The 26,141-nt window shown below is 73.0% G+C and carries 28 protein-coding genes and 1 pseudogene; 19 read left to right on the top strand and 10 right to left on the bottom strand.

The window, feature by feature from the left end:
- The first annotated feature begins 20 nt into the window (after positions 1–20).
- Positions 21–1,586 (top strand): hypothetical protein, encoded by a 1,566-nt coding sequence (locus ACIBP6_RS46265; protein WP_397061543.1) that lies wholly within the window; start codon positions 21–23, stop codon positions 1,584–1,586.
- 4 nt (positions 1,587–1,590) lie between these two features.
- Here ACIBP6_RS46265 and ACIBP6_RS46260 read toward each other — a convergent pair whose 3' ends face one another.
- On the bottom strand, positions 1,591–2,925 hold the full coding sequence (locus ACIBP6_RS46260) for an SDR family NAD(P)-dependent oxidoreductase (RefSeq protein WP_397061541.1): 1,335 nt from the start codon (positions 2,923–2,925) through the stop codon (positions 1,591–1,593).
- Between the two features lie 87 nt (positions 2,926–3,012).
- Between ACIBP6_RS46260 and ACIBP6_RS46255 the strand changes: the two genes are divergently transcribed.
- On the top strand, positions 3,013–4,872 hold the full coding sequence (locus tag ACIBP6_RS46255) for an AAA family ATPase (RefSeq protein ID WP_397061540.1): 1,860 nt from the start codon (positions 3,013–3,015) through the stop codon (positions 4,870–4,872).
- Positions 4,869–6,257 (top strand): NAD(P)H-quinone dehydrogenase, encoded by a 1,389-nt coding sequence (locus ACIBP6_RS46250; protein WP_132611464.1) that lies wholly within the window; start codon positions 4,869–4,871, stop codon positions 6,255–6,257. The genes ACIBP6_RS46255 and ACIBP6_RS46250 overlap by 4 nt, the downstream gene beginning before the upstream one ends.
- A gap of 112 nt (positions 6,258–6,369) precedes the next feature.
- Here ACIBP6_RS46250 and ACIBP6_RS46245 read toward each other — a convergent pair whose 3' ends face one another.
- Positions 6,370–6,879, bottom strand: a complete 510-nt coding sequence (locus ACIBP6_RS46245; RefSeq protein WP_397061538.1) for a signal peptidase II — start codon at positions 6,877–6,879, stop codon at positions 6,370–6,372.
- 76 nt (positions 6,880–6,955) lie between these two features.
- Complete coding sequence (locus ACIBP6_RS46240; RefSeq protein WP_397061536.1) at positions 6,956–7,366, bottom strand: VOC family protein; 411 nt, start codon at positions 7,364–7,366, stop codon at positions 6,956–6,958.
- An 86-nt stretch (positions 7,367–7,452) separates the two neighbouring features.
- On the opposite strand from ACIBP6_RS46240, the gene ACIBP6_RS46235 reads away from it, so the two are divergent.
- Positions 7,453–8,397, top strand: coding sequence for a helix-turn-helix transcriptional regulator (locus tag ACIBP6_RS46235; RefSeq protein ID WP_397061534.1), 945 nt, complete (start codon positions 7,453–7,455; stop codon positions 8,395–8,397).
- A gap of 91 nt (positions 8,398–8,488) precedes the next feature.
- On the opposite strand, the gene ACIBP6_RS46230 is transcribed toward ACIBP6_RS46235, so the two are convergent.
- Both ACIBP6_RS46230 and ACIBP6_RS46225 read right to left on the bottom strand, forming a co-directional pair.
- Entirely contained in the window at positions 8,489–9,607 is a 1,119-nt protein-coding gene (locus tag ACIBP6_RS46230) for an acetamidase/formamidase family protein (protein WP_397061532.1), read from the bottom strand.
- A gap of 59 nt (positions 9,608–9,666) precedes the next feature.
- A complete protein-coding gene (locus ACIBP6_RS46225) occupies positions 9,667–10,119 on the bottom strand; it encodes a hypothetical protein (RefSeq protein WP_397061530.1) in 453 nt (150 codons plus the stop codon).
- A gap of 217 nt (positions 10,120–10,336) precedes the next feature.
- Between ACIBP6_RS46225 and gvpJ the strand changes: the two genes are divergently transcribed.
- The 10 genes from gvpJ to ACIBP6_RS46175 all read left to right on the top strand — a co-directional run bounded on the left by gvpJ (position 10,337) and on the right by ACIBP6_RS46175 (position 16,123).
- Positions 10,337–10,789 carry a gas vesicle protein GvpJ gene (gene gvpJ, locus ACIBP6_RS46220; protein WP_132611452.1) on the top strand — a complete coding sequence of 151 codons (453 nt, stop codon included), beginning with the start codon at positions 10,337–10,339 and terminating at the stop codon, positions 10,787–10,789.
- A 34-nt stretch (positions 10,790–10,823) separates the two neighbouring features.
- A complete protein-coding gene (locus tag ACIBP6_RS46215) occupies positions 10,824–11,603 on the top strand; it encodes a GvpL/GvpF family gas vesicle protein (protein ID WP_397061529.1) in 780 nt (259 codons plus the stop codon).
- 3 nt (positions 11,604–11,606) lie between these two features.
- Entirely contained in the window at positions 11,607–11,840 is a 234-nt protein-coding gene (locus tag ACIBP6_RS46210) for a gas vesicle protein GvpG (RefSeq protein ID WP_397061528.1), read from the top strand.
- 4 nt (positions 11,841–11,844) lie between these two features.
- The gene (gene gvpO / locus ACIBP6_RS46205) at positions 11,845–12,279 is read left to right on the top strand and encodes a gas vesicle protein GvpO (protein WP_132611446.1); all 435 of its coding nucleotides are present in this window, start codon (positions 11,845–11,847) and stop codon (positions 12,277–12,279) included.
- Positions 12,280–12,290: 11 nt separating this feature from the next.
- Positions 12,291–12,686 (top strand): gas vesicle protein, encoded by a 396-nt coding sequence (locus ACIBP6_RS46200; RefSeq protein WP_246074737.1) that lies wholly within the window; start codon positions 12,291–12,293, stop codon positions 12,684–12,686.
- Positions 12,679–13,479 carry a GvpL/GvpF family gas vesicle protein gene (locus tag ACIBP6_RS46195; protein WP_397061525.1) on the top strand — a complete coding sequence of 267 codons (801 nt, stop codon included), beginning with the start codon at positions 12,679–12,681 and terminating at the stop codon, positions 13,477–13,479. Before ACIBP6_RS46200 ends, ACIBP6_RS46195 begins: the two co-directional genes overlap by 8 nt.
- Positions 13,479–13,679, top strand: a complete 201-nt coding sequence (locus ACIBP6_RS46190) for a gas vesicle protein (protein WP_132611442.1) — start codon at positions 13,479–13,481, stop codon at positions 13,677–13,679. Before ACIBP6_RS46195 ends, ACIBP6_RS46190 begins: the two co-directional genes overlap by 1 nt.
- The gene (locus ACIBP6_RS46185) at positions 13,676–13,972 is read left to right on the top strand and encodes a gas vesicle protein K (RefSeq protein ID WP_397061523.1); all 297 of its coding nucleotides are present in this window, start codon (positions 13,676–13,678) and stop codon (positions 13,970–13,972) included. Before ACIBP6_RS46190 ends, ACIBP6_RS46185 begins: the two co-directional genes overlap by 4 nt.
- A gap of 74 nt (positions 13,973–14,046) precedes the next feature.
- Positions 14,047–14,928: an RNA polymerase sigma factor SigJ gene (gene sigJ / locus ACIBP6_RS46180; protein ID WP_397061522.1), complete on the top strand. Its 882-nt coding sequence runs from the start codon at positions 14,047–14,049 to the stop codon at positions 14,926–14,928.
- A gap of 73 nt (positions 14,929–15,001) precedes the next feature.
- A complete protein-coding gene (locus ACIBP6_RS46175; RefSeq protein ID WP_397061520.1) occupies positions 15,002–16,123 on the top strand; it encodes an NAD(P)/FAD-dependent oxidoreductase in 1,122 nt (373 codons plus the stop codon).
- On the opposite strand, the gene ACIBP6_RS46170 is transcribed toward ACIBP6_RS46175, so the two are convergent.
- A complete protein-coding gene (locus ACIBP6_RS46170) occupies positions 16,083–16,604 on the bottom strand; it encodes an NUDIX hydrolase (RefSeq protein ID WP_397061518.1) in 522 nt (173 codons plus the stop codon). The genes ACIBP6_RS46175 and ACIBP6_RS46170 overlap by 41 nt on opposite strands.
- On the bottom strand, positions 16,601–17,110 hold the full coding sequence (locus ACIBP6_RS46165) for a GNAT family N-acetyltransferase (protein WP_397061516.1): 510 nt from the start codon (positions 17,108–17,110) through the stop codon (positions 16,601–16,603). Before ACIBP6_RS46165 ends, ACIBP6_RS46170 begins: the two co-directional genes overlap by 4 nt.
- Before the next feature lie 253 nt (positions 17,111–17,363).
- On the opposite strand from ACIBP6_RS46165, the pseudogene ACIBP6_RS46160 reads away from it, so the two are divergent.
- From ACIBP6_RS46160 to ACIBP6_RS46150, 3 genes and pseudogenes are all read left to right on the top strand, one after another.
- A pseudogene (locus ACIBP6_RS46160) lies at positions 17,364–17,819 on the top strand (class I SAM-dependent methyltransferase); the annotation flags it as partial.
- A gap of 219 nt (positions 17,820–18,038) precedes the next feature.
- On the top strand, positions 18,039–18,611 hold the full coding sequence (locus ACIBP6_RS46155) for a GNAT family N-acetyltransferase (RefSeq protein ID WP_397061704.1): 573 nt from the start codon (positions 18,039–18,041) through the stop codon (positions 18,609–18,611).
- Positions 18,612–18,636: 25 nt separating this feature from the next.
- Positions 18,637–19,140 (top strand): AAA family ATPase, encoded by a 504-nt coding sequence (locus ACIBP6_RS46150; RefSeq protein ID WP_397061514.1) that lies wholly within the window; start codon positions 18,637–18,639, stop codon positions 19,138–19,140.
- 109 nt (positions 19,141–19,249) lie between these two features.
- Here the strand turns inward: ACIBP6_RS46150 and ACIBP6_RS46145 are convergent, their stop codons facing one another.
- From ACIBP6_RS46145 to ACIBP6_RS46135, 3 genes are all read right to left on the bottom strand, one after another.
- Entirely contained in the window at positions 19,250–20,620 is a 1,371-nt protein-coding gene (locus ACIBP6_RS46145; protein ID WP_397061512.1) for a hypothetical protein, read from the bottom strand.
- Positions 20,621–20,809: 189 nt separating this feature from the next.
- The gene (locus tag ACIBP6_RS46140) at positions 20,810–22,558 is read right to left on the bottom strand and encodes an acetyl/propionyl/methylcrotonyl-CoA carboxylase subunit alpha (RefSeq protein ID WP_397061510.1); all 1,749 of its coding nucleotides are present in this window, start codon (positions 22,556–22,558) and stop codon (positions 20,810–20,812) included.
- A 35-nt stretch (positions 22,559–22,593) separates the two neighbouring features.
- Positions 22,594–22,971, bottom strand: a complete 378-nt coding sequence (locus ACIBP6_RS46135; protein WP_397061509.1) for an SDR family oxidoreductase — start codon at positions 22,969–22,971, stop codon at positions 22,594–22,596.
- A 128-nt stretch (positions 22,972–23,099) separates the two neighbouring features.
- Between ACIBP6_RS46135 and ACIBP6_RS46130 the strand changes: the two genes are divergently transcribed.
- Both ACIBP6_RS46130 and ACIBP6_RS46125 read left to right on the top strand, forming a co-directional pair.
- The gene (locus ACIBP6_RS46130) at positions 23,100–23,372 is read left to right on the top strand and encodes a WXG100 family type VII secretion target (protein WP_165969688.1); all 273 of its coding nucleotides are present in this window, start codon (positions 23,100–23,102) and stop codon (positions 23,370–23,372) included.
- 403 nt (positions 23,373–23,775) lie between these two features.
- Positions 23,776–25,983, top strand: coding sequence for a protein kinase domain-containing protein (locus ACIBP6_RS46125; protein WP_397061507.1), 2,208 nt, complete (start codon positions 23,776–23,778; stop codon positions 25,981–25,983).
- Positions 25,984–26,141: the final 158 nt, after the last annotated feature.

The raw sequence follows: 26,141 nt of genomic DNA, 5'->3' as shown, positions 1-26,141 counted from the left end.
ACCCCGTACGGTGTCGATCCGTGACTTTTGCCGCTGTCGCCCGGGTCAGGGCGGCCGACATCCGCGCCTGCGCCGCGGGCCTGCTGCGCTTCGCCGCCCCCGGCGAGCTGGACGCGCTGCTCGCCGACCCCCTGACCGCACAGGCCCACACCAGCTACGGAATGCTCAACCTGACGGTCGTCGAGGCGTTCCTGCGGCGGGACGGCCGCCCGCCCGCCGGCCTGCTGTCCGATCCGGCGCTGTCGGACCCGAAGTCATGCCTGCTCGGCCGGCTGCTGGACCTGGACGACCCCGAGGTGAACGGCGCGCTCTTCCTCTCGCCCGCCGTGCCGCGCAATGTCCTGCGGCAGCTGGCCGGCCAGACCTCCCGGCGCGACGGAGTCACGCTCGTCCCGCTCCCGGCGCACGTCCTGCAGCAGGCGGGCTCCGAGCGGCTGCTGAACGCGCTGCTGCACTCCTCCGACCCCGACGTCGCCGCGCACGCCCTGCGGACGCTGGGCCGGGGCGCCGAGCCGCACGGCGCCGTACGGGCCTGCCGGTTGTTGCTGGACACCCACCGCTCGTACGAGCTGCGGCGGCTGGAGGAGGAGGACCGGCTGCCCGAAGCCCGCTGGGGGCCGGACGAGTCGGAGCCGAGCGTCGGCGCGTACGTACGGGCCGCGCTGCGTGGCCAGGACGGCGCCGACCGGCTGCGCGAGCTGAGCGAGCGGGTGCGGCGGCCGGAACGGCTCGCCTCGGTGGCCGAACTCGGCGACGCGGCGGGCCGGGACCCGCTGGCGTCCGCGCCGCTGGTGCGCTCGGTCGTCCACCGCCGGCATCCCTGCGCGCCCCGGATCGACTGGTGCGCCCTGCTGGCGGCCGAGCCGGAACGGCGGCGGCGCGACGGGCCCTTCCCCTACCCGGTGGCGCGGCTGCTGGCGCTGCGCCCCGACACGCCGTACGAGCTGCTCCGGCTCGCGGTCGCCGACCATCCCCATGTCGCGCCGCTCGCCCCCGCACCCACCGCCGAGCTGCTCGCGGACGTCTGCGAGCGCCTGGCACTGGTCGGCGCGCCCGCCGCGGTGAAGGTGGCCGGCAACGGCTTCGTCATGGGCACCCTGACCGCCGAGCAGATCGCCTCCATCCTCCCGCCCGAGGCCCTGGAGCCGTACGCGGAGTCGCTGTGGCTTCCCGGGCTGCGCGGCACGGCGGCGGTCCGCACGCTGACCGGCAAGGACGGCGACGTGGTCCTGCGGCCGTTCTTCTGCGACGAGACCGGCCACGGCGCCCACCGCCGGCTGCGCTCACCCCTGCGGCGGGCGCACTGGGACGCCGCCGCCGTCTACGGGCGGCAGGTGGCCGACGCGCTGCGGCATCGCGAGCTGTCGGCCGACGAGGTGCTGTCCATGGTATCCCCGGACGCCGTGCTCGCCCCCGGCCCGGCGGCGTCGCCGGATCCGCGGGTGCTGCGCCGGCTGGCCGAGCTGGTGCACCAGAACCTCGGCGGGCGGCCGGAGGCGTGGATGGTGGCGCTGCGGCTGCTGCAGGACGGCTTCGTCGGCACCCTTCCCGAGCTGCTGGTCACCGCGGGCGCCGTGGCCGCCTGACCGGTCACCAGGGCGCGACGCGGTAGTCCTTCAGCAGGCACCCGTACGGCGGGTCGCCGGCCTCGCCGCGCACGATCGGGTCGTACACGCGGGCCGCCGCGTCCACGTCGTCCAGCGGCGGGCAGAAACCGGCCGCGGCGCGGCGGCGGCGGTCCGGCTCCGGCTGCTGGTCGGAGAACCAGCCGGGGTCCACGCTCGTCACGTAGACGCCGTGTGCGGCCAGCTCGCCGGCGCTGGTGCGGGTGAGCATGTTGAGCGCGGCCTTGGCCATGTTGGTGTGCGGGTGCTCCGGGCCCTTGTGCCGCCGGTCGAACTGGCCCTCGGCAGCCGAGACGTTCACGACGTACCTGCGGGGGTGCGGCGAGCTCTCCAGCAGCGGGCGGAGCCGGGCGAGCAGCAGGAACGGCGCGGTGACGTTGATCAGCTGCACCTCCAGGAACTCCACCGGGTCGACGTCCTCGACCAGGCGCGTCCAGGAGTTGACCGGCGACAGGTCGGGGATCAGGCCCGAGACGTCTCTTACGGCGGCGATCTCCGCGCTCGCCCCCAGGCTCGGTCCCGCGGTCAGCTCGGCGACACGTTCGGCCGCCAGCAGCGCCGCGTACGACTCCGCCGGAGGCCGCACGGTCTGGGCGGCGAGGTTCACCAGGATGTCCAGCGGCTCGCCCGCGTCCACCTGCGCGTCACACCAGCGCAGCAGGGCGGGGACGTCGCGCAGGTCCATCCCGGTGACCGTCAGCCGGTCGGCCCACTCGGGGCTGTCGGGCACGGCGGCGAACCTGCGGCGCGCGTCGTGCGGAAACCGGGTGAGCGCGGTCACCGCGGCCCCGTCCCGCAGCAGCTTCAGCACCAGCTCGAAGCCGGCCTTCACCCGGCCGCCGGTGACGACGGCCCGCCTGCCGGACAGGTCGGCACGGGCGTGCCTGCGCGCCCGGTTCTCGGCATCACATGGCGGGCACAGCCTGCCCACGCCTCGGAAATGGCTCTTGCACACGTAGCACCGCCGCAGCCCGTCGCCGGAGCCGAGCGGCCACCGCACCGGACGGCCGGTGCCCTCCGGGAGCGGCGCGACGGCCGTTTCCGGGGACCGTACGAGGGCCGTCGGCGCACCATCGGCGTACTCGGCCGCCTCCGTCCGGGGCGCCGGGCGGGGACTCGCCAGCGCCGCCGCGTCTTCGTCCACGCGCCGACGTCGTTCCCTGGCCCGTGCGTTCTCCCGGGTGCGCCTGGTGAAGGCGCTGACCGCGTGCTGGACGCGTACGAGATCGGGGTCGTCGTGCGGAGCCTCGGCCAGCTCGGCGAGCACCCGCAGGCATACTCGGAGATCGTCCTCACGCATGCCGGTATTAAACGGCAAATCAGATGATATTCCTGGCGGGCCCCGATGTACTGGCTCTCACACGACGTCCCAGGGGGAGGACACGAGGTGAACCCGCAGCCGCCCGGCCGCCGGACGAGGCGGTCCGCCCTCGCCGACTTCATCGACGCGATGATCGACCTCGGCATCACCGGCCAGGTCTTCGGCGAGCACGGCATCGGCAAGACCGCCACCTTCTTCACCCATGTCCGGGAGAACATGGAGGGCGTCCGGCTGGTCTACGTGCCCGCCGCGAACCTCACGCCCGACGACCTCCTCGTCAACGCCCCCGTACGGCAGGACGGCGAGCTGGTCCTGCGCCAGCTGATCATGCGTCAGCTCAGCCCGGGCCGCCCGTTCGTGCTGCTCATCGACGACTCCCTGCAGGCCGGCGAGACCATCCAGGCCCAGCTCATGCAGATCGCCTGCTCCTGGACGCTGGGCGAGCACGACCTGCGCGCGCTCGGCTGCGTCGGCGTCTTCCTCACCGACAACGAGTCGCTGACCGAGACCTCCGCCCGCCGTTCCGACCTCGCGATCCTCGACCGGATGGCCACCCTGCGGGTGACGGCGGCCGACACCGCGTGGCGCGCCGCGCTCGCGCGCAAGTTCGGCGACGTCGACCTCTCCGGCGTCTTCCGGGTGTGGGCGACGCTGCCGCCGGACCTGCGCCGCCTGATGTCCCCGCGCACGCTGGAGCACGTCCTCGACTGCGCCCTGGCCGGGCTCCCGCCGCACTGGGGCCTGCCGCTGGTGAACGGCGACCGGCTGCGTCTGGCCGTGCCCCGCCAGGACGGCACGCCCGGCCCTGACCAGGCACCCGACGTGCTGGCCGCCGTGGTCGAGGAGCTGCGCCGCGCGGGCGCCGACGTTCCGGCCCCGGCGCACCTCCCGGACGCCGTCCGCACGGTCGTCCGCGAGGCCCTGCGGCGCCGCTGGGCGGTGCTGATCCAGGGCCCGCCCGGCTGCGGCAAGACCGAGGTCGTCAAGCAGGTCGTACGCGAGGAACTGGGCCGCGACCCGGTCTACTTCTCCCTGCCCGTGACCAACGTCGAGGATCTGTGCGTCCCGGTGCCCACCCCGGACGGCACGCTCGACAACCTGATGGCCCGCGTCTTCACCGGCGAGGAGTCCAAGGCCGTGGTCTGGGACGAGTACAACCGGCCCAAGGACAAGTCCACCTTCGCCAGGCTCATGGAGATCACGCAGGAATGGTCGCTGGCCGGGCGCCGCATCGAGGGGCTGCGGGCCCAGGTGGCGCTCCAGAACCCGCCGTACCACCTCGGACGCAAACTCCTGGTCGCTCGCAACACCGTCGCCCAGGCCTCCCGCTTCACCGTCTCCCTGGACATCACGCCCGAGGACATCCCGGCCAACGAGTGGCTGATCGAGCGGTACGGCCCGGTGGCGGAGACCGTCCTGGAGTGGTGGAAGAACGACATCGACGACGAGGGCCGCGCCTGGATCACCAAGCGCACCCTGGAGCGGCTCGTCAAGCTGCACGGGCGCGGGCTGCCCCTGGAGCTGGGAAAGATCTACCTGGGCGACGGCGAGTACGCCCCCGTGCCCCTCACCGACCTGTCGGCCCGCCTGGCCTCCCGGCAGGTCACCGGGCTGCGCGAGCTGGCCGGCGACGTGGACGGCTGGGCCGCGCGGCTGCGCGAGGCCGCCGAGGACGGCCCCGAGGGCGCGGACGCGAGCGACGTCGTGCACCGCGTCCTGGCCAACGCCGAGCTGTCGCAACTGCGCGCCCACCGTGAAGCGGTCGCCCGGCTCGCGCCCCTGCTGCCGCCCAAGCTGAAGGCGACGTACCTGGTGGGGGCGGGTGACGAGCGCCAGCGCTTCTGGATCGAGATCTTCACCTCCGCCGGGAGCCGCCACAGCCCGGTTGCAGTGCAGTCCGGTATGTACGGGACAATGGAACCGTGACGAGGATCGTGATCATTGGCGGCGGACCCGGCGGCTACGAGGCGGCGCTGGTGGCGGCGCAACTGGGCGCGCAAGTCACGCTGGTCGAGCAGGACGGGCCCGGCGGGGCCTGCGTGCTGACCGACTGCGTGCCGTCCAAGACCCTGATCGCGACCTCCGTGCGCAAGCAGGCGCTGCTCGACGCGGCCTCGCTGGGCGTGTCGTTCACCGGCGGGCCCGACGGCGACGTCGGATCGGTCGGGGTCGATCTGCCGCTGGTCAACAAACGGGTCAAGGAGCTGGCGCAGGCTCAGTCGGCCGACATCGCGACGCGGGTCGAGGCCGAGGGCGTCGAGATCGTCAGGGCGCGCGGGCGGCTGGTCGATCCGCAGGTGGTGCGGGCGGGCGACCGTACGATCCGGGCCGACGTGGTGCTGATCGCCACCGGCGCGACGCCGCGCGTGCTGCCCGGGGCCGAGCCCGACGGGGAGCGCATCCTCAACTGGCGTCAGCTCTACGACCTGGAGGAGCTGCCCGAGCACCTGATCGTGATCGGCTCGGGCGTGACGGGGGCGGAGTTCGCCGGGGCCTACCGGTCGCTGGGGGCGGAGGTCACGCTGGTCTCCAGCCGCGACCGGATGATGCCCAACGAGGACGCCGACGGCGCCGAGGTGCTCGAAGAGGTCTACCGGCGGCGCGGCATGAACGTCATGGGCCGTTCGCGGGCGTCGTCCGTCAAGCGCACCGACGACGGGGTCGTGGTGACCCTGGAGGACGGCCGCACGGCCGAGGGCTCTCACGCGCTGATGACCGTCGGCATGGTGCCCAACACCTCGGGCATCGGCCTGGAAGAGGCCGGGGTCCAGCTCGACCGGGGCGGCTTCATCAAGGTCGACAAGGTCTCGCGCACCTCCGCGCCCGGCGTCTACGCGGCCGGCGACTGCACCGGCGTGCTGATGCTCGCCTCCGTGGCGGCCATGCAGGGGCGCATCGCGGTGTGGCACGCGCTGGGTGAGGCCGTGCAGCCGCTGCGGCTGTCCACCGTGGCCTCCAACATCTTCACCGACCCGGAGATCGCGGCGGTGGGCGTCGCGCAGCGGGCGATCGAGGCGGGCGAGATCGAGGCCAACGTGGTCAAGCTGCCGCTGGCGACCAACGCGCGGGCCAAGATGCAGGGCTTCAACGACGGCTTCGTCAAGCTCTTCTGCCGCCCCCACACCGGCATCGTGCTCGGCGGAGTGGTGGTGGCGCCGCGCGCGTCCGAGCTGATCCTGGCCGTGTCGGTCGCGGTGCAGCAGCGCTTGACCGTCGACCAGATCGCCCACACGTTCGCCGTCTACCCGTCCCTGTCCGGCTCCATCACCGAGGCCGCCCGCCGCCTCATGCAGCCGGGCGTCTCCATCTGATCTCCACCGTCACGGTCACCGCGGGCTCGCGCCCGTTCACGGAAACACCCGCCGGCCGCTCAGTGGCGCACCGCCGCCACGCGAGCCCGCCCGGGCGTCCTGGCCGGGAGCTCTAGGCGGGCTCTTCGCCCGGCACCTTGGCGAGCGGCACACCCCGCATGCTGAGCAGCACCATCGCGACGCACCCGCAGGTGATCGCGATGTCGGCGACGTTGCCCACGAACGGGCCGTAGTCGATGAAGTCCACGACGTGCCCGCGGGCGAAGCCGGGCTCGCGGAAAAGCCGATCGCCCAGGTGGGACACCGCGCCGCCGAGCAGCATGCCCAGCACGATCGCCCAGCCGGGGGAGGCCAGCCGACGCGCGGTGTAGAGGATGCCGACCACGGCCCCTGCCGCCGCCAGGGCGAACACCCATGTCACGCCGGTGCCCGTGGAGAACGCCGCCCCGGCGTTGTACAGCAGCCGGAAGTGGATCAGAGGGGGGATCACGGCGACGCGTTCGCTGTCGGACAGCGCGGAGACCGCCCAGAGCTTGGTGAGCTGGTCCACGAGCAGGACCACCGCCGCCAGCATGAGCATCATGCCGTACAGCCGACGCGAACCCCGCTCCAACCCCATCATTCATGGCCTCCGTGCTGTACCGACCGGGATCTCCCCGAGACTACCGGGGCGCCTCATGAGGCGCGCCGTGCCGTGATCAGCCCAGGACCTTCAGGTAGTGCGGGTTGTACATCAGGCCCAGGATGTTGCCCCAGGGGTCGATCACCGAGGCGGTGATGAAGCCGGTGCCGCGGTCGCGCGGCGAGTCGTGTTCCTTCGCCCCCATCGCCACGAGCCGTTCCAGGGTCGCCGGGACGTCGTCGACGTGCCAGAAGACCACGGCGCCCGCCGGACCCCCGACCGTGCCAGCGTCGGGGGTCCTGGCCAGTTCGCCGCCCGCGTAGGAGCTGTGGATGAAGCCGAACTCGTGCTGGTAGTCGCCGACGCGCCACTCCATGTACGCCGGCGTGTCCATGTACGGCGGGATCCCGAGCAGGTCGGTGTACCAGCGCTTGGTCGCCTCGAAGTCGGGCGAGTAGAACGTGATGGTGCTGAGTCCTCGCAACATTTCCGGTCCTCTCTCGGGGTGGTGAGACCCATACTCGCGTTCAAAGTGCTCATCAACTGAGCACTTTGTTTGCGAGGATGAGCGACATGCGCGCTGACCGTCTCGTGGCCGCCCTGCTGCTGCTCCAGGCCCGCGGCCGGGTGACCGCGGCCGAGCTGGCCGAGGAGCTGGAGGTGTCGGTGGCCACGGCGCGGCGTGACCTGGAGGCCCTGTCCGCCGCCGGGATCCCCGTCTACCCGCAGCCGGGGCGTGGTGGGGGCTGGCAGCTCGTCGGCGGCGCCCGTACGGATCTCAGCGGGTTGACCGCGGCCGAGTCCCAGGCCCTCTTCCTGCTCCTGGGTCCGGCCGGTTCGGGCGAGCCGGTGCTGGCCTCCGCCCTGCGCAAGCTCGTTCACGCCCTGCCCGCCACGTTCCGCGCCGACGCGGAGGCCGCGGCGCGGGCCGTCGTCTCCGATCCGGCGGGCTGGGGCGAGGCCGAGCGCGAGACTCCCGCCCTCGTGCGGGCGCTGCGGGACGCCGTGGTGCGACGGCGCAAGGTGCGGCTGACGTACAGGGGGACGGAGCGGCTGGTCGATCCCCTCGGCCTGGCCGACAAGGACGGCACCTGGTACCTCGTCGCGGGCACCGAGGCGGGCCGGCGGACGTTCCGCGTGGACCGCGTCGACTCCGCCGAGGTCACCGACCTCCGTGCCGAGCATCCCGACGACTTCGACCTGCCGGCGGAGTGGGCGCGGGTGGTGGCGGAGATGGAGCGGCGGCGTTCGCTCGTCTCCGCCGTGGTGCTGATCGACGCCCGCTTCCTCCCGGTGCTGCGCTCGCATTTCGCACGCCACTGCGAGGTCATCGGCCAGGAGGACGGCCGGGTCAGGGCGCGAGTGGGCGCGCACCTGGTTCGTTCGATCGCCGAGCAACTGGCGGGCTGGGGCGCGATGGTGGAGGTGGTGGAGCCCGAGTCGGTACGCGCCGAACTCGCCCGGATCGGCCGGGAACTGACCGAACGGCACGCCGAGCACCGCCCGGCCGGGAGCTGACTGCACGACCTCCGGCCGGGGACGGGCCGAACGACCTCGGTCCGGGTTCGCCGGGCCGGGAACGGGCCGAACGGTACGCCGAGGGGCCCGGTCAGTGGCCGTCAGGGAAGATGTCCTCGGGCAGGAAGGCGGAGACCAGGAAGCTGGGGACGTCTACCAGCTGGCTGACCTTGAGGTCGACGGCGACGCTGCAGATCGCGTACGCCTGTTGCGCCGTCCACCCGCGTTCCCCCAGGTGGTCGATCATGTCGAGGAGGGCGTTGCGGGCGGCCAGGGTGGCGTCCTCGGCGGCCACCTGTCCGTCCCGGCTCACCGACATGCCGGTCGTGGCGTAGAAGCGGCGCGGCGCCGCGTACGCCGGGGCCACCCAGTAGTCGGAGCGGGTGAAACGGGGAGCGCGGATGCCCTTGGCGGCGGCCTCGCCGGGGTGCAGGTGGAAGCGCACCCGCAGGGTCGCGTTCATCTCGATGGCGGTGCCGCACGCCTCGCTGTCGCCCTGCGCGAAGTGGGCGTCGCCGGCCGAGAACAGCGCCCCCGGCGCGTCCACCGGGACGAACAGCCGCGTGCCCGCCCCGAGCTGCTTGATGTCCACGTTGCCGCCCTGCTCCCTGGGCGGGATCGTGCGCAGGCCGGCCGCCCCGGCGGCGGAGGCGGGCACCGCGCCCTCGGGCGAGGGCGGCAGCACGAAGCCGCCGCGCGACAGCGCCGCCTGCTCGCGTGCGGTGATCGCGGACAGCGACGCGTGGCCGGGGGCGAGGCCGATCGTGCCCATGAAGGGCGCGGCGGGGATGCGCACGCCGGGCAGGTCGTCGGAGACCGCCCAGCCGTCGGCGAGCTGCCAGCGCACGATGAACGGCTCGGGGAACACGTCCCGCAGGAACCCGAAGCCGGGCACCTGCACGGTGTAGCCGTAGCCGTCGGGGACGACCTCGAGGATCTCGATCTCCAGCAGGTCGCCGGGCTCGGCGCCCTCGACGTACACCGGGCCGGTGAGCGGGTGGACGAGGTCGAGGTTCGGGGCCTCGACGGTCTTCAGCGTGGCGTCCGGGCCCATCTGGCCGTCGAACGCGTCGCGCGTCTCCATGACCACCTCGTCGCCGGGAGCGCAGCGGACGACGGGTGGGATGTCCGGATGCCAGCGGTTGTGGCCGGTGCCGGGTTCGTCACGTAAGGGGAGGGCGGGGTTGATGCGAATCTCGTGAACGGCCATGGCGGAACCCCTTCGGGTGGCGCGTGTGAACGCCACGCTTCGCCCGCTCGTCCCGCCTGTCAAGCCCTCAACATCTCGTACGTCGCGTACGCCGTGATCCCGTACGCCAGGTGCGGGACGGCGTCCGAGACCCAGCTGGACGGCGGCCACTCGCGCGGGTCGGTGACGCCGAGCGCGGTCAGCGGCGCGTTGGAGCCGAACATGGCGAGGACCGTGAGCGCGAGCACCCCGGCCGGCCACGGCGGGCGGCGGCGGGCCGACAGCAGGGCGTAGCACAGGGCCGCGCCCGCCCCCGTGCCGTAGCCCATGAGCGAGCCGAGCGCCTGCTTGCGGTTCTCGGCCCGCTCGGCCTCGCCGAGGTCCACGTCGGCGAGGTCGGTGAGCTTCTCCACGGCCTGCTGCGGCGTGCTGCTTGACCCGCGTCCCCGGATCGCCATGTCGAGGTACGTGGCCAGGTTGAGCGCGCTGGTCCCGGCCGCACCGGCGATCAGGCCCTTGACGAGAGTGTGCATGTACGCCAGCTACCCGGACACGCCGCAGCATGCGTCCCACTGTGCCCGTGGGAAACACTCCACGGACGCTTCCGGAGAACAAACTCCAGCGCTGGGAAAGGTCACGGAATGTCGCTACCCGTTAGCGCAATGTGTGCCAAGTCTGCCGGTTTTTTTGTCGTATGGGGTTCTGTGTCGGTTTCGATGGGCAGGCTGCGAAAGGCGAGGGGAGATATTCATGACTACGTCTGTGCAACCGGCGGCGTCCGGTCAGATGGCCGGACGTCCGTCGTCTTCGGGCCTGGCCGATGTCATCGACACCATCTTGGACAAGGGCCTGGTGATCGACGCGTACGTCAGGGTCTCGCTTGTCGGGATCGAGATTCTCACGGTGGACGCTCGCGTCGTCGTGGCCAGCGTCGACACGTATCTGCGCTTCGCCGAGGCCGCCAACCGGCTGGACCTCGCCGAGAGCGAGGAGGGCCTGACCGACGTCCTCGCCAAGACGAAGGGCGGCGGCGCCGACAAGGCCAAGGAACTCGTCGAGGGCGTGATGGACACGGCCGGCGACAAGCTGCGCGAGCTCACCGACAAGCCGCGCTCCGCCGCCGAGGAGCCCGAGGTCACGGTCGAACGCGAGCCACGCGAGGCCCCGCGCAAGCGGCCGCGCCCGCAGCGAGAGGAAGGGTAACGCCATGGGGCGATCGAAGGTCTCAGAATCCTCCGTGCCGAAGCAGCCCACGCGCAAGGTCCAGAACCTCGCTTCGTACGTCTACGGCGTCGTGCCCGCCGACCTCAAGAGCCCGCCGGAGACCGAGGGGCTGGGCGACCCGGCGGGAAAAGTACGGCTCGTCCGTCACGGTGAGATCGCCGCGCTCGTCAGCGACATCGACGCCGACGAGCCGCTGGGCCGGCCGGGCGACTTCCTGGCGCACGAGCGGCTGCTCGACGCCACCGCCGCGAAGGCGCCGGTGCTGCCGTTCCGCTTCGGCGGCGTGGTGGCGAACGCGGACGCGGTCGTGGCCGAGCTGCTCGAACCGCACCACGACGAGTTCATCGCCGCGCTGCGCGAGCTGGAGGGCAAGGCCGAGTTCATCATCCGGGGCCGCTACGTCGAGCGTGCCGTGCTGGCCGAGATCCTCGCGGAGAACGCGGAGGCAGAAAGCCTGCGCCAGGCCATCCGCGGCCGTCCCGAGGAGCTCACCCGCGACGAGCGGATCAGGCTCGGGGAGATCATCTCCGCCGGCATCGAGGCCAAGCGCGACTTCGACACGCAGCAGGTACTCGACCACCTCTCCGGCCACTACGAGATGGCGTTCGTGCGCGAGCCGACGCACGAGCAGGACGCCGTGCACATCGCGATGCTGGCCAGGACGAGCGAGCAGGGCCGGCTGGAGGAGACGCTCACCGCGTTCGGCGAGCGCTGGGAGGGCCGCGTGGACCTGCGACTGCTGGGGCCGCTGGCGCCGTACGACTTCGTCGTCACCGACCAGCAGGGGGTGTGACCCGTGGGCCTCGTGACCGGGATCCTGACCTTTCCGGTCAGTGCGCCGCTGCGCGGCCTGGTCTGGCTCGCGGAGCGGATTCAGGACCAGGCAGAGATGGAACTGCACAGCCCCACGTCCGTCCGGCGGCGCCTGGAGGAGATCGAGGAGGCCCGGCGGGCCGGCGAGATCTCCGAAGAGGAGGAGCGCCAGGCGGTCGAGGAGGTTCTGCAGCGCGTGACCGCCACCCGGAGGTGAATAGATGCCCACTACCAGGCGCACCACCGTCACGAAGACGCGCGCCCGCCCATCGACCGACGAGGAGGAGGGCACTCGCGCCGCGGCCTCGGGGGAGGTGGACCAGCGTGCCCCCGCCTCGGGTGAGGCGGGGGCACGCGGTGCCGCCCGCCCGCAACGGCAGCAGCCCCGCGAGCTGACGGCCGCGACGGCGGGCGGTGTCGGCGTGCGCCACATCGCCGACCTGACCTCGAAGCACACCGAGGGAGTGACCTCGGTCGAGCCCGTCGAGGACGGCTGGATCGTCAGCGTCGAGGTCGTAGAGGACCGCCGGATCCCCTCCTCCGGCGACATCCTCGCCATCTACCAAGCCAAGATCGACAGGGAGGGCAGCTTGCTGTCATACCGCAGGACACGGCGCTACCGGCGCTCGAACGCCGACATCGGTGAGGCGTTCTGATGGACAGAATGATGGGATCCGGTTCGGCGGTCCGCCCTGCCTACGCGGGCTCGGCGGCCAACCGCGAGCCGACCAACCTCGGCGACATCCTGGAGCGGGTGCTCGACAGGGGCGTGGTGATCGCCGGTGACATCCGGGTCAACCTGCTCGACATCGAACTGCTCACGATCAAGCTGCGGCTGCTGATCGCGTCCGTGGACACCGCCAGGGAGCTCGGCATCGACTGGTGGGAGCACGACCCGTGGTTGTCGGGCCGGGACCGCGAGCTGGTGGAGGAGAACCGCCGCCTGCGCCGCCGCCTGTCCGCCATCGAACGACGGGGAGAGGCCATCGACGGCGGCGACTCCACGGAGCGGTACGACCGGTACAGGGACCACGCGGAGCGACACGGAGACGTCGATGTCTGACGCGACGTACCTGTACGCCGTGGCGCGCGACGCGCTTCCGGAGTGCCCGGCGGGCGTGGCGGACCTGCCGGTGCGCACGATCGGCCGGGAGGGGCTGGTCGCGTACGTGAGCACGGTGCCGCTGGAGCAGTTCGGCGAGCAGGCGCTGCGCCGGTCGCTGGAGGACATGGACTGGCTGGCCGAGACGGCCCGCGCCCACCACCGGGTCGTGGACGCCGTGGCCGCCGCCACCCCGACGGCCCCCGTCCGGCTCGTCACCGTGTACGACGACGACGGGCACGTGCGCGACCTGCTGGACCGGCGGGGGGACGACTTCCTGCGGGTCCTCGCGCGGGTGACCGGCCGCCGCGAGTGGGGAGTCAAGGCGTACGCCGACCCGGCCGCCGGCGTGGGCCCCGGACCCGGAGCCTCAGGCGGCGGGAACGGCGAGTCGTGCCCGGGACCGAGCGCGAGCGGCGGCGGGGGTGCCGGGCGACCCGGGACCGCGTACCTGCAGCGGCGCCGCGCGAGCCTGCGCGGGCGCGAGCAGGTGCGCAGGCAGGTGCTCCAGCGCGCCGACCACATCCACCGGGCGCTGTCGGAGCTGGCCGCCGCGAGCTACCGGCACCGCGCCCAGGACCCGCGCCTGTCCGGCCGGCACGACTGGATGTTGCTGAACGGCGCCTACCTCGTGGACGAGGGCCGCGACGCCGAGTTCGCCGAGCAGGCGGCGGCCCTGGGGGGCGACGGGGTGGAGATCCGGGTGACCGGGCCGTGGGCGCCGTACTCGTTCACGGTGATGGAGATGGGCTGATGCGTGATGTGGTGGCCGAGGAACGGCTGCCTCCCGAGCGCGTCGCGCTCGTGGACCTGCTGGACCGGCTCCTGGCGGGAGGCGTGGTGATCACCGGCGACCTGGTGCTGTCCATCGCCGACATCGACCTCGTCCGCATCTCGCTGCGAGCCCTGATCGCGTCGATCGACGAAGACCTCGAGGGGAGTGCCGGCTGGTGAGCCAGACGGAGAGGCCGGCCTGGCGGGTCGCCGCCGACCCGGACACGGTGGAGCGCGACCTGACCCGTCTCGTGCTGACGCTCGTCGAGCTGGTCCGCCAGCTCGTCGAGCGCCAGTCCGTACGGCGGATGGAGCAGGGCGACCTGACGGACGAGCAGATCGAGGCGCTCGGCGTCGCGCTGATGCGGCTGGAGGAGGGAATGGGCGACCTCTGCGACCACTTCGACCTGCGCCCGCAGGACCTCAACCTCGACCTCGGCCCCCTGGGCACCCTCCTGCCGTCGAACGACTGACTCCGCGGATCGGCCGGGGACGGCCTCCCTGGGGACCACGCCGCCTTTCGTCGACGGAGCTCTAGCATCGACGCGTGGAGTCCGGTGGCGTGGAGGCGTTCGAGGGGCAGCGGCCGCGGCTGCTGGGGCTGGCGTACCGGATGCTCGGTTCCGCCGCCGAGGCCGAGGACGTCGTCCAGGAGGCGTATCTGCGATGGAGCCGGGCCCGGCCGGTCGGGGATCCGGCGGCGTGGCTGACCCGGGTGGTCACGAACCTCTGCCTCAACCAGCTCACCTCCGCCCGCGTACGGCGTGAGCGTTACGTGGGGCCGTGGCTGCCGGAGCCGGTCCTCACGGGTGGCGGCGCGCTCGGCCCGCTGGAGACCGTCGAGCAGCGCGAGAGCGTCTCCATGGGTGTGCTCGTGCTGCTGGAGCGGCTGACCCCGGTGGAACGGGCGGTGTTCGTGCTGCGGGAGGCGTTCGGGCACCCGCACGCGGAGATCGCCGCGATCCTCGGCATCGAAGAGACCCACTCGCGCCAGCTGCACCACCGGGCCAGGACGCACGTCGGCGAGCCGCGCAAACGGTTCGACGGCGACCGGGAGCACCACCGGCGGATCGTGCGCGGCTTCCTCGCCGCCGCCCGCACGGGTGACGTCGCGGCCCTCGAACGGCTGCTCGCCGACGACGTGGTCGCCTGGGCCGACGGCGGCGGCACCACGACCGCCGCCCGGCGTCCGGTACGCGGGCGTGCGGACGTGCTGCGCTACCTGGGCGGGCTCAGCCGACGGCCGGAGGCCGCCGTGGCGACGGGCGAGGTCGTGGAGGCCAACGGCGAGCCCGCCGCACTCTTCCGCGACGCCGCGGGCGGCATCCTGGCGGTCGTCGCCATGGAGGTCACGGACGGCCGGGTGGCGGCCGTGCGGACGATCGTCAACCCGGCCAAACTCGCCTACGCCGCCGCCCAGCTCATGTGACCGGCATCACGGGCCAGGGGTGTCACGGATGACCCGGCTGTCCGGTTCAGGTGGTGACTCGATGGGAGGAACCATGACGGACCACATCGTGGTGCTGGGAGCCGGATACGCGGGGCTGGCGGCGGCCAAGCGCGCCGCCGCGCGGCTGCGCCGCACCGCCGCACGGGTGACGCTGGTCAACGCGTCCAGCCGTTTCGTGGAGCGGGTACGGCTTCACCAGCTCGCGGCCGGCCGGCGGCTGGCCGAGCTGCCGCTGGCGGGCCTGCTCGGCGGCACCGGCGTGGAGCTGGTGGTCGCGCGGGCCACCGGGATCGACTTGGCGGCGCGGACCGTACGGCTCGACGGGCCGCCGTACGAGCTGCGCTACGACGTCCTGGTCTACGCGCTCGGCAGCGGCTCCGGCGGCGCGGCCGTGCCAGGGGTGCGGGAGCACGCGTACCCGCTGGCCACGGCGGACGAGGCGCTGCGGCTGCGGGCGCGGCTGGCGGTGACCGGCTCGGTGACCGGCTCGGTGACCGGCTCAGTGACCGTGGTCGGCGGCGGGCTGACCGGCATCGAGGCGGCGGCCGAGCTGGCCCGCCCGGGGCTGCGCGTGGAGCTGCTGACGACCGGCGTCGCCGGGCCCGGCCTGTCGGCCCGCGCGCGCGGCCACATCCGCCGGTCGCTCGCGCGCTTGGGCGTCGCCGTACGCGAGCACGCGGCCGTCGCCAAGCTCGGCCCCGGCGCCCTGCTGCTGGACGACGGCACGGAACTGCGCGCGGAGACGGTGGTGTGGGCGGCCGGGTTCGCCGTGCCGGCGCTGGCCGCCGACGCGGGCCTGGCCGTCGACGGGCACGGACGCATGCTGGTCGACGCGTCGCTGCGGTCCCTGTCGCACCCCGACGTGTTCGGCGCGGGGGACGCGGCCGCCGCCGACCGGCGGGGCCGGACGGCCCGCATGTCCTGTCAGACGGGCCTGCCCATGGGCAGGTACGCCGGCGAGGCCGTCGCCGACCTGCTCACCGGCCGCGAACCGGGTACCGCGCGCTTCCGTTTCGTCTGGCAGAACGTCAGCCTGGGCCGCCGCGACGGCGTCACCCAGTTCACCCGCGCCGACGACACGCCCCTTGACGCCGTCATGACGGGGCGCGCCTCGGCCGCTTTCAAGGAGGCCGTCACCCGGAGCACGGTCTGGTTCCTCCGTCATCCGCGCTGAGGTGCCACGGCAGCACGACGGGCTCGTCCACCGGGCCGCGGAGCAGCCGTTCCATCAGCTTGCCGAGCTCTCTCGGCACGACGGGCTCGTCGGTGCGGTCGAGCTCGGGCCGTGACCACCACCTGAACCGGTCGGTCGTCGCCCGCTCCTCCTCGTCCATGCCTGACGTGTCCACCTCCAGTCCCGGCACGCGCAGCAGGAAGAAGGAGTCGCGGGAGTGGTACCGCCGCCCGCCCAGCCGCCAGCCGCCCTCGCTCGTCGCCACCACCGGCCCGAGCGCCTCGGGGGCGACGACGTGGCCGAGCTCCTCCCGCAGCTCACGCGCGGCGGCCTGCGGGGCGCTCTCGCCGGGGTCGACGCCGCCGCCTGGGGTGAACCACGCGTACGGCGTGTCCTCCCGCTGCAGCAGCAGGCCGCGGTAGAGCAGGATCCGGTCGGCGGCGTCGACCAGCAGGACGCGGGCCGTCTCGCGGACGATCACGGTGTGGCCATCTCGGCGGTGATGGCCCAGCGCTCGTGGTCGCGCCAGGCGCCGTCGACGAACTGGAAGTTCGGCGAGTAGCCCTCGCGCTGGAAGCCGGCCCGCCGGATGAGGCCGAGCGAGGGCGTGTTCGCCGGCTGGATGTTGGCCTCCAGCCGGTGCAGCTCCATCTCGCCGAACGCGTGCCGCACGAGCAGCCGCAGCCCCTCGGTCATGTAGCCGCGCCCGGTCGTGGAGGCGTACGCGCAGTAGCCGACGGTCGCGCTCTGGTGGGTGCCGCGGATGACGTTGTTGACGTTGACGCGGCCGACGATCGCGCCGGTGTCGTGCCGGCAGATGAGAAACCCCTCGTGCGACGGCCCGTCGAACCTGGCCACATACCTCTCGAAGTCCTCGTAGGTGACGATGGGGGCGCCGGGCATCCACCGGGCGAGCATCTCGGCGCTCTCCTCGTGCAACGGCGCGAGCTCCTCGAAGTCCCGCAGGGTGACGTACCGGATGGCCACTCGAGCCCCCTGGGCAAGATAAATCACACCCGACATTCTGCTGCAGGTGCTAGGGTGCGATTCGTCCGCGATGAAGGGGGAGATGAGTTGATGGCCGCGCCGAAGGCCGCTGCCGTGCGCAGCGCCGCGATCGTCCTCATGTTCCCGGTCCCGGCCTGACCTGGTTCCCCGCTTCGTCACGAGCCGCACGGCTCGTCAGGTGGGTGACGCCTGAACCGCGTCGGGGCCCTTCTCGCAAGGATCACCCATCACCATGCACGACGCTTTGACGTCCGCGTTCCTCACCCTGCACCACGGCCTGCCCCGCCAGGGGCCGGGCTCCGACTCCTCCACCCGCCGCATGACGGCGCTGGCCGGTCCGCTGCCGGACCGCCCGCGCGTCCTGGACATCGGCTGCGGGCCCGGCCGTGCCTCGTTGCTCCTGGCCGAGGAGGCCGGGGCCGAGGTCGTCGCGCTCGACCTGTACCAGCCGTTCCTGGACGAACTGGCGCAGGCCGCCGCCGATCGCGGCCTCGCCGTCCGCACCGTACGCGCCTCGATGGCGGACCTGCCCTTCCCGGACGCGAGCTTCGACGTGATCTGGGCGGAAGGGTCGGCCTATTTCGTCGGCTTCGACGCCGCCCTGCGCTCCTGGCGGCGGCTGCTCGCGCCCGGCGGAGTCCTGGTCCTCACCGAGTGCGAATGGAGCACCGACTCGCCCTCCGCCCAGGCACGGGCGTTCTGGGACCAGCGGTACCGGCTGCGGACCAGGGCGGAGAACCTCGCCACGGCCCGCGCGGCCGGGTACGAGGTGCCGGGGCTGCACGAGTTGCCGGAGAGCGACTGGTTCGACGAGTACTACACGCCCCTCGCCGAACGCGTCCAGACCGCCGACCTGACGGTGCCGGGCATGCGCGAGGCCGTCGCCGCCACCCGGGAGGAGATCACCATGCGCCGGGAGCACGGCGCCGAGTACCGCTACACCGGCTACGTCCTGCGACCGCACCCCGACCACGACGCCTGGACCACCCGCCCCGAGAGCGCCGCCGACCGTCTCGGGATCCGTGCGGTCAACCTGGCCGCCTTCCCCGGCCCGCACGAGGCCGACCTGGTCGAGGCCCTGCGTGCGGACCCGGAGGCGTGGTCGCCCGGTCTGTCGTGGGTGGCGGAGGACCCCGAGGGAGAAGTCGCGGCCTTCGCGCTGCTCACCCGCTGCCACGTCGACGGCGCTCCCGCCCTCACGCTGGGGCCGTGCGCCGTACGGCCGGAGCTGCAACGCCGGGGTGCGGGGTCGGCGGTCATCCGCGCGGCGCTGCGGGCCGCCCGTGAACAGGGCGAGAACCTCGTGCTGGTCCTCGGCCACGCGGAGTACTACCCCCGCTTCGGGTTCGTTCCCGCCTCCCGTTACGGCATCCGCCCGTCGTTCGAGGTCGCGGACGAGTACATGATGGCGCTCGTCCTCGACCCCGGACGCCCGGTCCCCTCGGGCACCATCCAGTACCCGGAGGCCTTCGGCGTCTGAGCCGGCCTCTGGCAGCATGGGGGCTGTGCTCGTTGTCATCGGGGGGTTGCCGGCCGCGGGGAAGACGACGCTCTCGCGGCCGGCGGCCGCCCGGCTGAACGGCGTTCACGTGCGCGTGGACACCATCGAACAGGCCATCGTGCGGTCAGGGCTGGCCCGGCAGCCGCTCGGGCCCGTCGGTTACGTGGTCGCGTACGCGCTCGCCGGCGACCATCTGCGCCAGGGGCTCACGGTCGTCGCCGAGTCGGTGAACCCGATCGCGGTCACCCGGGACGCCTGGCGGCAGGTCGGGGCGGAGGCGGGCGTCCCGGTGGCCGAGGTCGAGGTGGTCTGCTCCGACCCGGCCGAGCACCGGCGCCGGGTGACCTCGCGCTCGCCCGACATCCCCGGCCACCTGCTGCCCACCTGGCGGGAGGTCGTCGAACGCGACTACGAGCCGTGGACCCGCGACCACATCACCGTCGACACGGCCGGGCAGACGCCCGAGCAGTCCCTCGCCACCCTCCTGCGCGCGCTCGGCGCCAGGTGAACCGGGGTAGCCCCGGCTCCCCGGCTCTCCGCCCGGTGACCGGAGACGACAGAAGCGCCCCTCCGGGACCCGTGGGTCCGGAGGGGCGCTTCCGGTGTGCTCGTGCGGTTTACCAGTCGCCGCCGCCGAAGTCGCCGCCGCCGAAGTCGCCTCCGCCGCCGAAGTCGCCCCAGCCGCCGCCGGCGTCACCGCCGAAGTCGCCGGCACCGGCGTCGGCGGCGCCCTCCGCGTAGCCGGCGCCGTAGCCGCCCATGCCGAAGCCGCCGGTGAGCATGCTGCCCATCATGGTGCCGATGAACATGCCGGTCATGATGTCGCCGAAGCCGCCGTAGTAGCCGTAGGCGTACGGCTGGTAGGCGGGGCCGGCGTCGTAGTAGGGCCTGCGCTGGCCGTCGACCATGACCTCGCGCATCTGCGGGTCGAAGCCGCGCTCCACGGCCTCGGCGTCCATCTTGCAGGCCGGCACGTCACGTGCGGCGCCGCCGGGCGGGGCCCAGCGCACGTCACGGAGGGACGGGCCGTGCTGCGGGTTGAAGAAGCAGGGCGCGCGCCGCTCGGGCACGGGCTCTTCGTTGACCTTGGCCTTCACCACGGCCAGCGCGTAACGGCCGTCCTCGAGGGTCTGCGTGACCTCGCGCACCTGGTCGGGCCGCTGGACGGCGGCCAGCTGCGTCTTGGCCTTCTCGTAGGAGTCGAGAGCGGTCTGCCACTCGTCGATGTGCTTGCCGCCGGCGCCGGACAGGGTGACGTCGGCGTCGACCGCGGTGATCTCCTCGCCCAGCTTGGTGACGTCCTCGTCGACGGTCTGCTTGACCGCGGCGAGGTCCTTCGCCTCCTGGATGGCCCGCTTCTTCTTCCTGTTGCTGGAGTAGAGGAAGTAGCCGCCGCCGCCGACCAGGACGAGCGCGCCCAGGGCGATCAGCGCCGCGGTGCCGCCGGCGCCGGGGTTGGCCTGGCTGTCGGGGTCGAGCGCGGAGTTGCGCCCGCGGACGGCGTCGTCGACGCGGTTGGTGAAGTCCTTCATCCCGGCGACGACGTCACCGGGGTTGGCGGTCACCGCGAGGTCGGACAGCCGGCCCGCGAGACCGTCCGCGCGCAGGGCGCTGGAGGCGGCGTACAGCTTCGTGCCGTCGAGCACCGCGTAGGTGGCCCGGGGCGCCCGCGCGGCCTCCATCGCGGAGTTGAGCTGGGTCATGTACGACGCGATGGTGGAGTCGGTCACCGTGTTGGGAGGAAGCGCGACAGCGTAGATCTTGCTGCTGGCTCCTTCGAGGGCGTCACGGATCTCACTCTGCTGGTCCGACGTCAGCGGCGAGCCGGACTGGACCAGAAGCGGATCTTTGTCCTTCCAGTGGGACACCACCGACTGTGCGTCGGGGGGAGCCGCCGCGTTGGCGGCAGGGGACAGCGCGAAAACGACGAGTAGACCGGCGATCAGAGCCGCGATCGCGGCCCCTGCACGGCGCAGCGAATGAGTCATTGGCAGCAAGCCTCCTTCGCCCATTGAGGACGAACGGGCGGTCGGCAAAGTTCCTCAATGCGCACGCTACCCGTCCGGACCCTCATAGGCGTACATCGCGGTGGAACAGACAGGCACCGGTCCGGTCGATCGCCGGTCAACGGGCGGTGTGGCGCCTTGTGGTCCGGTCAAACCGCCCACCGCCGGCGATCAGGTGTCCTTGATCTCACAGATCGCCGCGCCCGCGGTGACCGTCTGGCCGACGGCCGCGGTCAGGCCGGTGATCGTGCCGGCCTTGTGGGCGGTGAGCGGCTGCTCCATCTTCATGGCCTCCAGCACCACGACCGTGTCGCCCTCGTTCACCGTGTCGCCGTCGGCGGCGACGACCTTGACGATGGTGCCCTGCATCGGGCTGACCAGCGAGTCTCCGCCCGCGGCCGATGCCTTCTTCGCCCCGCCGCCCGCGCGCCGCGGCGCCCTGCCCGGGGCCGGCCCGGACGAGGGCGTGCCCAGCCCCGCGGGCAGGACGACCTCGATGCGCTTGCCGCCCACCTCGACCGTCACCGTCTCCCGTGCGGGCGTCTCGGCCGTGGCCACGTCGCCCGCGTACGGCTCGACGGGGTTGTCCCACTCCGTCTCGATCCACCGCGTGTGGACGGAAAACGGCGAGGACGTGTACGCCGGGTCGGACACGACGGCCCGGTGGAACGGCAGCACGGTGGGCATGCCGGCGATGTCGAACTCGGCCAGCGCCCGCCGCGACCGCTCCAGCGCCTCCTCGCGGGTGCGGCCGGTCACGATCAGCTTGGCGACCAGGGAGTCGAACGTGCCCGGCACGGTCATCCCGGCCTCGTACCCGGCGTCGAGCCGCACGCCCGGCCCGGACGGCGGGCGCATGACGGTCAGCGTGCCGGGCGCGGGCAGGAAGTTGCGCCCGGCGTCCTCGGCGTTGATCCGGAACTCGATCGAGTGGCCGCGCAGCACCGGGTCGTCGTAACCGAGCGGCTCGCCGTCGGCGACCCTGAACATCTCGCGCACCAGGTCGATGCCGGAGACCTCCTCGGTGACGGGATGCTCGACCTGCAGCCGGGTGTTGACCTCCAGGAACGAGATCGTGCCGTCCTGGCCGACGAGGAACTCGCAGGTGCCGGCCCCGACGTAGCCGGCCTCCTTGAGGATGGCCTTGGAGCTCGTGTAGAGGATCTCGACCTGCTCGTCGGTCAGGAACGGCGCGGGCGCCTCCTCGACCAGCTTCTGGTGGCGGCGCTGGAGCGAGCAGTCGCGGGTGCTGACGACCACCACGTTGCCCTCGCGGTCGGCCAGGCACTGCGTCTCGACGTGGCGCGGCCGGTCGAGGTAGCGCTCGACGAAGCACTCGCCGCGCCCGAACGAGGCGACCGCCTCGCGCACCGCCGACTCGTACAGCTCGGCGACCTCCTCCAGGCGGCGGGCCACCTTGATGCCGCGCCCGCCGCCGCCGTACGCGGCCTTGATCGCGATGGGCAGGCCGTGCTCCTCGGCGAACGCCACCACCTCGTCCGCCCCGGAGACCGGGTCCTTCGTGCCGGCGACCAGCGGCGCGCCGACCTTCTGGGCGATGTGGCGGGCCTGCACCTTGTCGCCGAGGGCGGCGATGGCGGCGGGCGGCGGCCCGATCCAGACGAGACCCGCGTCGATGACGGCCTGGGCGAAGTCGGCGTTCTCGGCCAGGAACCCGTAGCCGGGGTGCACGGCGTCGGCCGCGGAGCGCCGGGCGACGTCGAGGAGCTTGGCGATGTCGAGGTAGGTCTCGGCCGGGCTCTGCCCACCCAGCGCGTACGCCTCGTCGGCGACCTTGACGTGCAGGGCGTCGAGGTCCTGGTCGGCGTAGACCGCCACGCTGCCGATCCCGGCGTCCTTGCACGCCCGGGCCACACGTACGGCGATCTCGCCGCGGTTGGCGATCAGAACCTTCCGCACCGGACCACGTCCTTCCTCGTGTCTCTCATCTCGGTTCAGCGGCTGAGGTACGCGCCGCCGTTCACGTGGAGCACCTGCCCCGTGATGTGCCCGGCTCCCGCCGAGGCCAGGAACAGAACGGTATCGGCCACGTCGGAGGGGTGCCGGGCCGGCCGTCGCGGGTGCCGGCCAGGCGCCGCCGGACGCCCTCGCCGGTCATCCTCGCCGCGGAAGAAGTCGGTGTCCGGCACGAGGCCGGGGGAGACGACGTTCGCGGTGACCCCCCGGGGGCCGAGCCCGGCGGCCAGGTCGGCGGCCAGGTCGGCGCTCCATGACTTCAGGGCGGCCCTGACGGCGCCGTACGAGCCGGATCCGGTGCCCTTGGCCGCGATCGTGTAGCCGATGCCGCCGCCGGTCACCACGACTTCCCGCATGTGCGGACTGCTCCCTGAACCCATCCGAACGATCCTCTGGTAGACCATAGCCGCTTGGCATAACCCGGGCGACGGCCGGTGGGCCGCTCTTAGGGTGAGGGCGCTTTCACCCCTTCCAGGAGGTATGCATGAGCCAGAGCATGCTAGGCGGCGACCCGACCGAGATGGCGGCGATGGCCAGCCAGTTCGACCGGCAGGCGGAGGCGGTCCAGGCCGTCATCGGCGCCCTCAGCAAGGAGGCCGCCAAGGTCGGCACGGTGTGGACCGGTCAGGGCGCCGTGCGTTTCAAGCAGGCGTGGGACAACTACCAGGTCTCGTTCCAGCGCATGTCGGACGAGCTCAGGGAGGCGTCGCGCGTCATCGGCACGTACCGCCAGAACATCGAGTCCGCGACGCAGTGACCGACGGTCTGAGGCCCTGGCGACGGCGCCGGGGCTTCTTCCGTTGATTACCGGATGAATCGGGCGGGTTGCCCTCTTTCCTCATGATGGGTCGCGCCCTCATGGATAGCGCGCTCGCCCTGCCTGGCGCCCGCCACCGCCCCTGACGACTGCCGGCCGTCCCGGACGCAGGTCGGCGAGTCGTGGCGCAGAAACGGCTCGACCCCAGCGCGTCTGGCCGCTGTCCACCGGCGCGGTCATCGACAGCGGGCGTCGGCCTGGAGCACCCCCAGATCCGCCTGGCCGGCCGGACCGATCTCACCGGCACCGGCTATGTCAGCGCATGACCGAAACTCCTGATGCTTATGTAACATATCTGGTTGAATGTGCCCGATCATGCTTTGCTGGTGGAAGGTTTTTGGGCATGCACCCGTTGCGACCTGAGGATCCAGAGCGGATCGGCGCTTTCGAGATTGTCGGGCTGCTGGGAGAGGGACCGAGGGGCCAGGTCTTCCTCGGACGCGAGTCCGCCGAGGCGCCCCTCGTCGCCGTCAAGGTGCTCCCCGCCGAACCGGATCCCGGCCCTGACGTGCCCGCCCGGCTCCTCGGCGCGAAGCGGGTCTCCAGCTCGTACGTCGCCAGGGTCCTGGACGCGGGACTCCTGGAGGGCCGGCCGTACGTCGTCCGCGAGCACGTCGAGGGCAAGAGCCTGGCGCAGACGGTCGCCGACGACGGGCCGCTGAGCGGGGACGCGCTGGAACGGGTCGCTGTCGGCGTGCTGACCGCGCTGTCGGCCGTCCACCTCGCGGGCCTCACGCACGGCTCGCTCACCCCGCACAACGTGATCCTCGGCCCCGACGGTCCCCGGGTGACCGACGCCGCCCTCGGCGAGCCCGCGGGACAGGCCGCCTACCAGGCGCCCGAGCAGCTGAAGGGCCTCCAGTACGGGCCGTACGCGGACGTGTTCGCCTGGGCGGCGACCGTCGTGTTCGCCGGGACGGGGAAGCCGCCGTTCGCCGGGCGGGACGGTGTGCTCGACGCCGAGCCCGAGGTCGGCATAGCGCGCGAGCCGATGCGCAAGGTGCTGCTCGCGGCCCTGACAAAGGAGGCGAGGGCGCGGCCGACCGCTTACAACGCGCTCATGCGGATGCTCGGGGACCACCGCGGGGATCCTCCGCCCGCCGCCGCGCAGGAGCCCGTCGAGGGCGTCCCCCTCCCGAGATCATCCCCCGATGCCCCGGCGCCGGGGCCGCTCCAGGGTCCGGTTCCCGGCGGTCCCGTCCTGGGCGGTCTCGTTCCGGGTCCGGTGACGGGGGATCCCGGTGCGAGTCCGGCGCCGGGGGCTCCGGTTTCCGGTGTGCCGGCCGAAGGGCCGATGTGGCGTCCGGCCCAGAGCCCGAACGGTGGTGTGCCGGGTCAGGGGCCGCAGGGCCCGAAGGGTGGCGTGCCGGGTCAGGGGCCGACGGCCTCTGCGCAGAGGCCGTTCACGCAGGGACCGCCGCCGCACGTGCCGCCCCACGGGTCGCCGCCGCAGGGGCCGATGAACGACGTCCCCCTCGCAGGGCCGCCGCAGCGGCCCGAGAGGCCGATGTGGGGGCCGCCGGAGGGCGCTCCGCAGCCGCCGAACGCCGTCAGGGACGAGCGTAGGCCGCTCGGTCCCTCTACCCAGCCCCCGCGTCGGGGTTTCCCCGTGATGGTGGTCGCCGGAGTGGGCGTGGTCGCGCTCGTCTCGGCCGTCGGCCTGTGGGGCGCCACCAAATACGTCGAGCTCCAGCAGGTCAACTCCGCCGCGGCGCGGGCCGGCCGGGGCGGGATCCTGGCGCCGGTGGGCACCGCGCCGGCCCAGGGACCGCAGGGCTCCGATCAGGCCGGCGACGCGCAGCCCGAGGCCGTCGTGCCCTGGGGCACCATCAGCCCTGACCAGGACGTCGGCCCGATGGAGCTGCCGTCGGAATGGACGCCGGCCTCTCCGGTGGCGCCCGAGCTGACCTCCGTGCCGAGCGTGCCCGCGACGCCGGCGCCGATGCCGACGCAGCCGGTCGCGGTGCCCACGCCGTCGGTGAGCACCGCGCGGCCGACCGCGAAGGCCAAGAAGCAGAGCTCGCCCCAGGCGAGGGTGACCAAGACCGTGCCCGCGAGCCGGACGCCCACGCAACGGACGACCCCGCCGCGGGAGCCGCAGCCCACCAGGACCAGCGCACGCCCGACCCCGACGACCGCAAAACCCACGCCCACGAGGACGACCGCCAAGCCGGCCCCGACGCCGACGAAGACCACCGCCAAGCCCACGGCGGCCGCCGCGCCGGTCAAGAACCCGCACACGCCCACCCAGGTGTGTGGGTCGGGCTTCGTGGTCCAGCGTTCCAGCTCCTTCTCCGGCGGTGTGACGTACCAGCTGTGGAACAACGGCACCGGACAGAACTGCGCGGTCACCATGAAGACCGCGAACGTCGGCAAGAGCACCTCCGTCAGCGTCACGCTGGAGGTGCAGGGCGGCGGGAGCCAGTCGGACAGCGGCAGCTTCCAGTACTACGCCGGCCCGGTCAAGCTGCCCGCCAAGGGCCAGTGCGTGCGCGTGTCCGGCAGCGCCGGCTCGGGCAGCACGAGCACCGGCTGGGCCAACTGCGGCTGAACCCCGCCGGAGAAGGCCCCTCGGATCCGTGGTCGGGGGGGGGGCGCCGCCCCCCGGGGGCCCCCCCCCCCCCCCCCCCCCCCCGGGGCCCCACGGGGGGGAGGGGGCCCCGGGGGGGTTGAATGATAGCCGGGCGGGCGGGCGGGGGGTTTTTGGGT

Origin of the sequence: Nonomuraea terrae (genome assembly GCF_044465245.1) — a bacterium.
Lineage (GTDB): Bacteria > Actinomycetota > Actinomycetes > Streptosporangiales > Streptosporangiaceae > Nonomuraea > Nonomuraea terrae.
The sequence above is the reverse complement of the archived record's forward strand: the minus strand, read 5'-3'. Positions and strand labels throughout refer to the sequence as shown.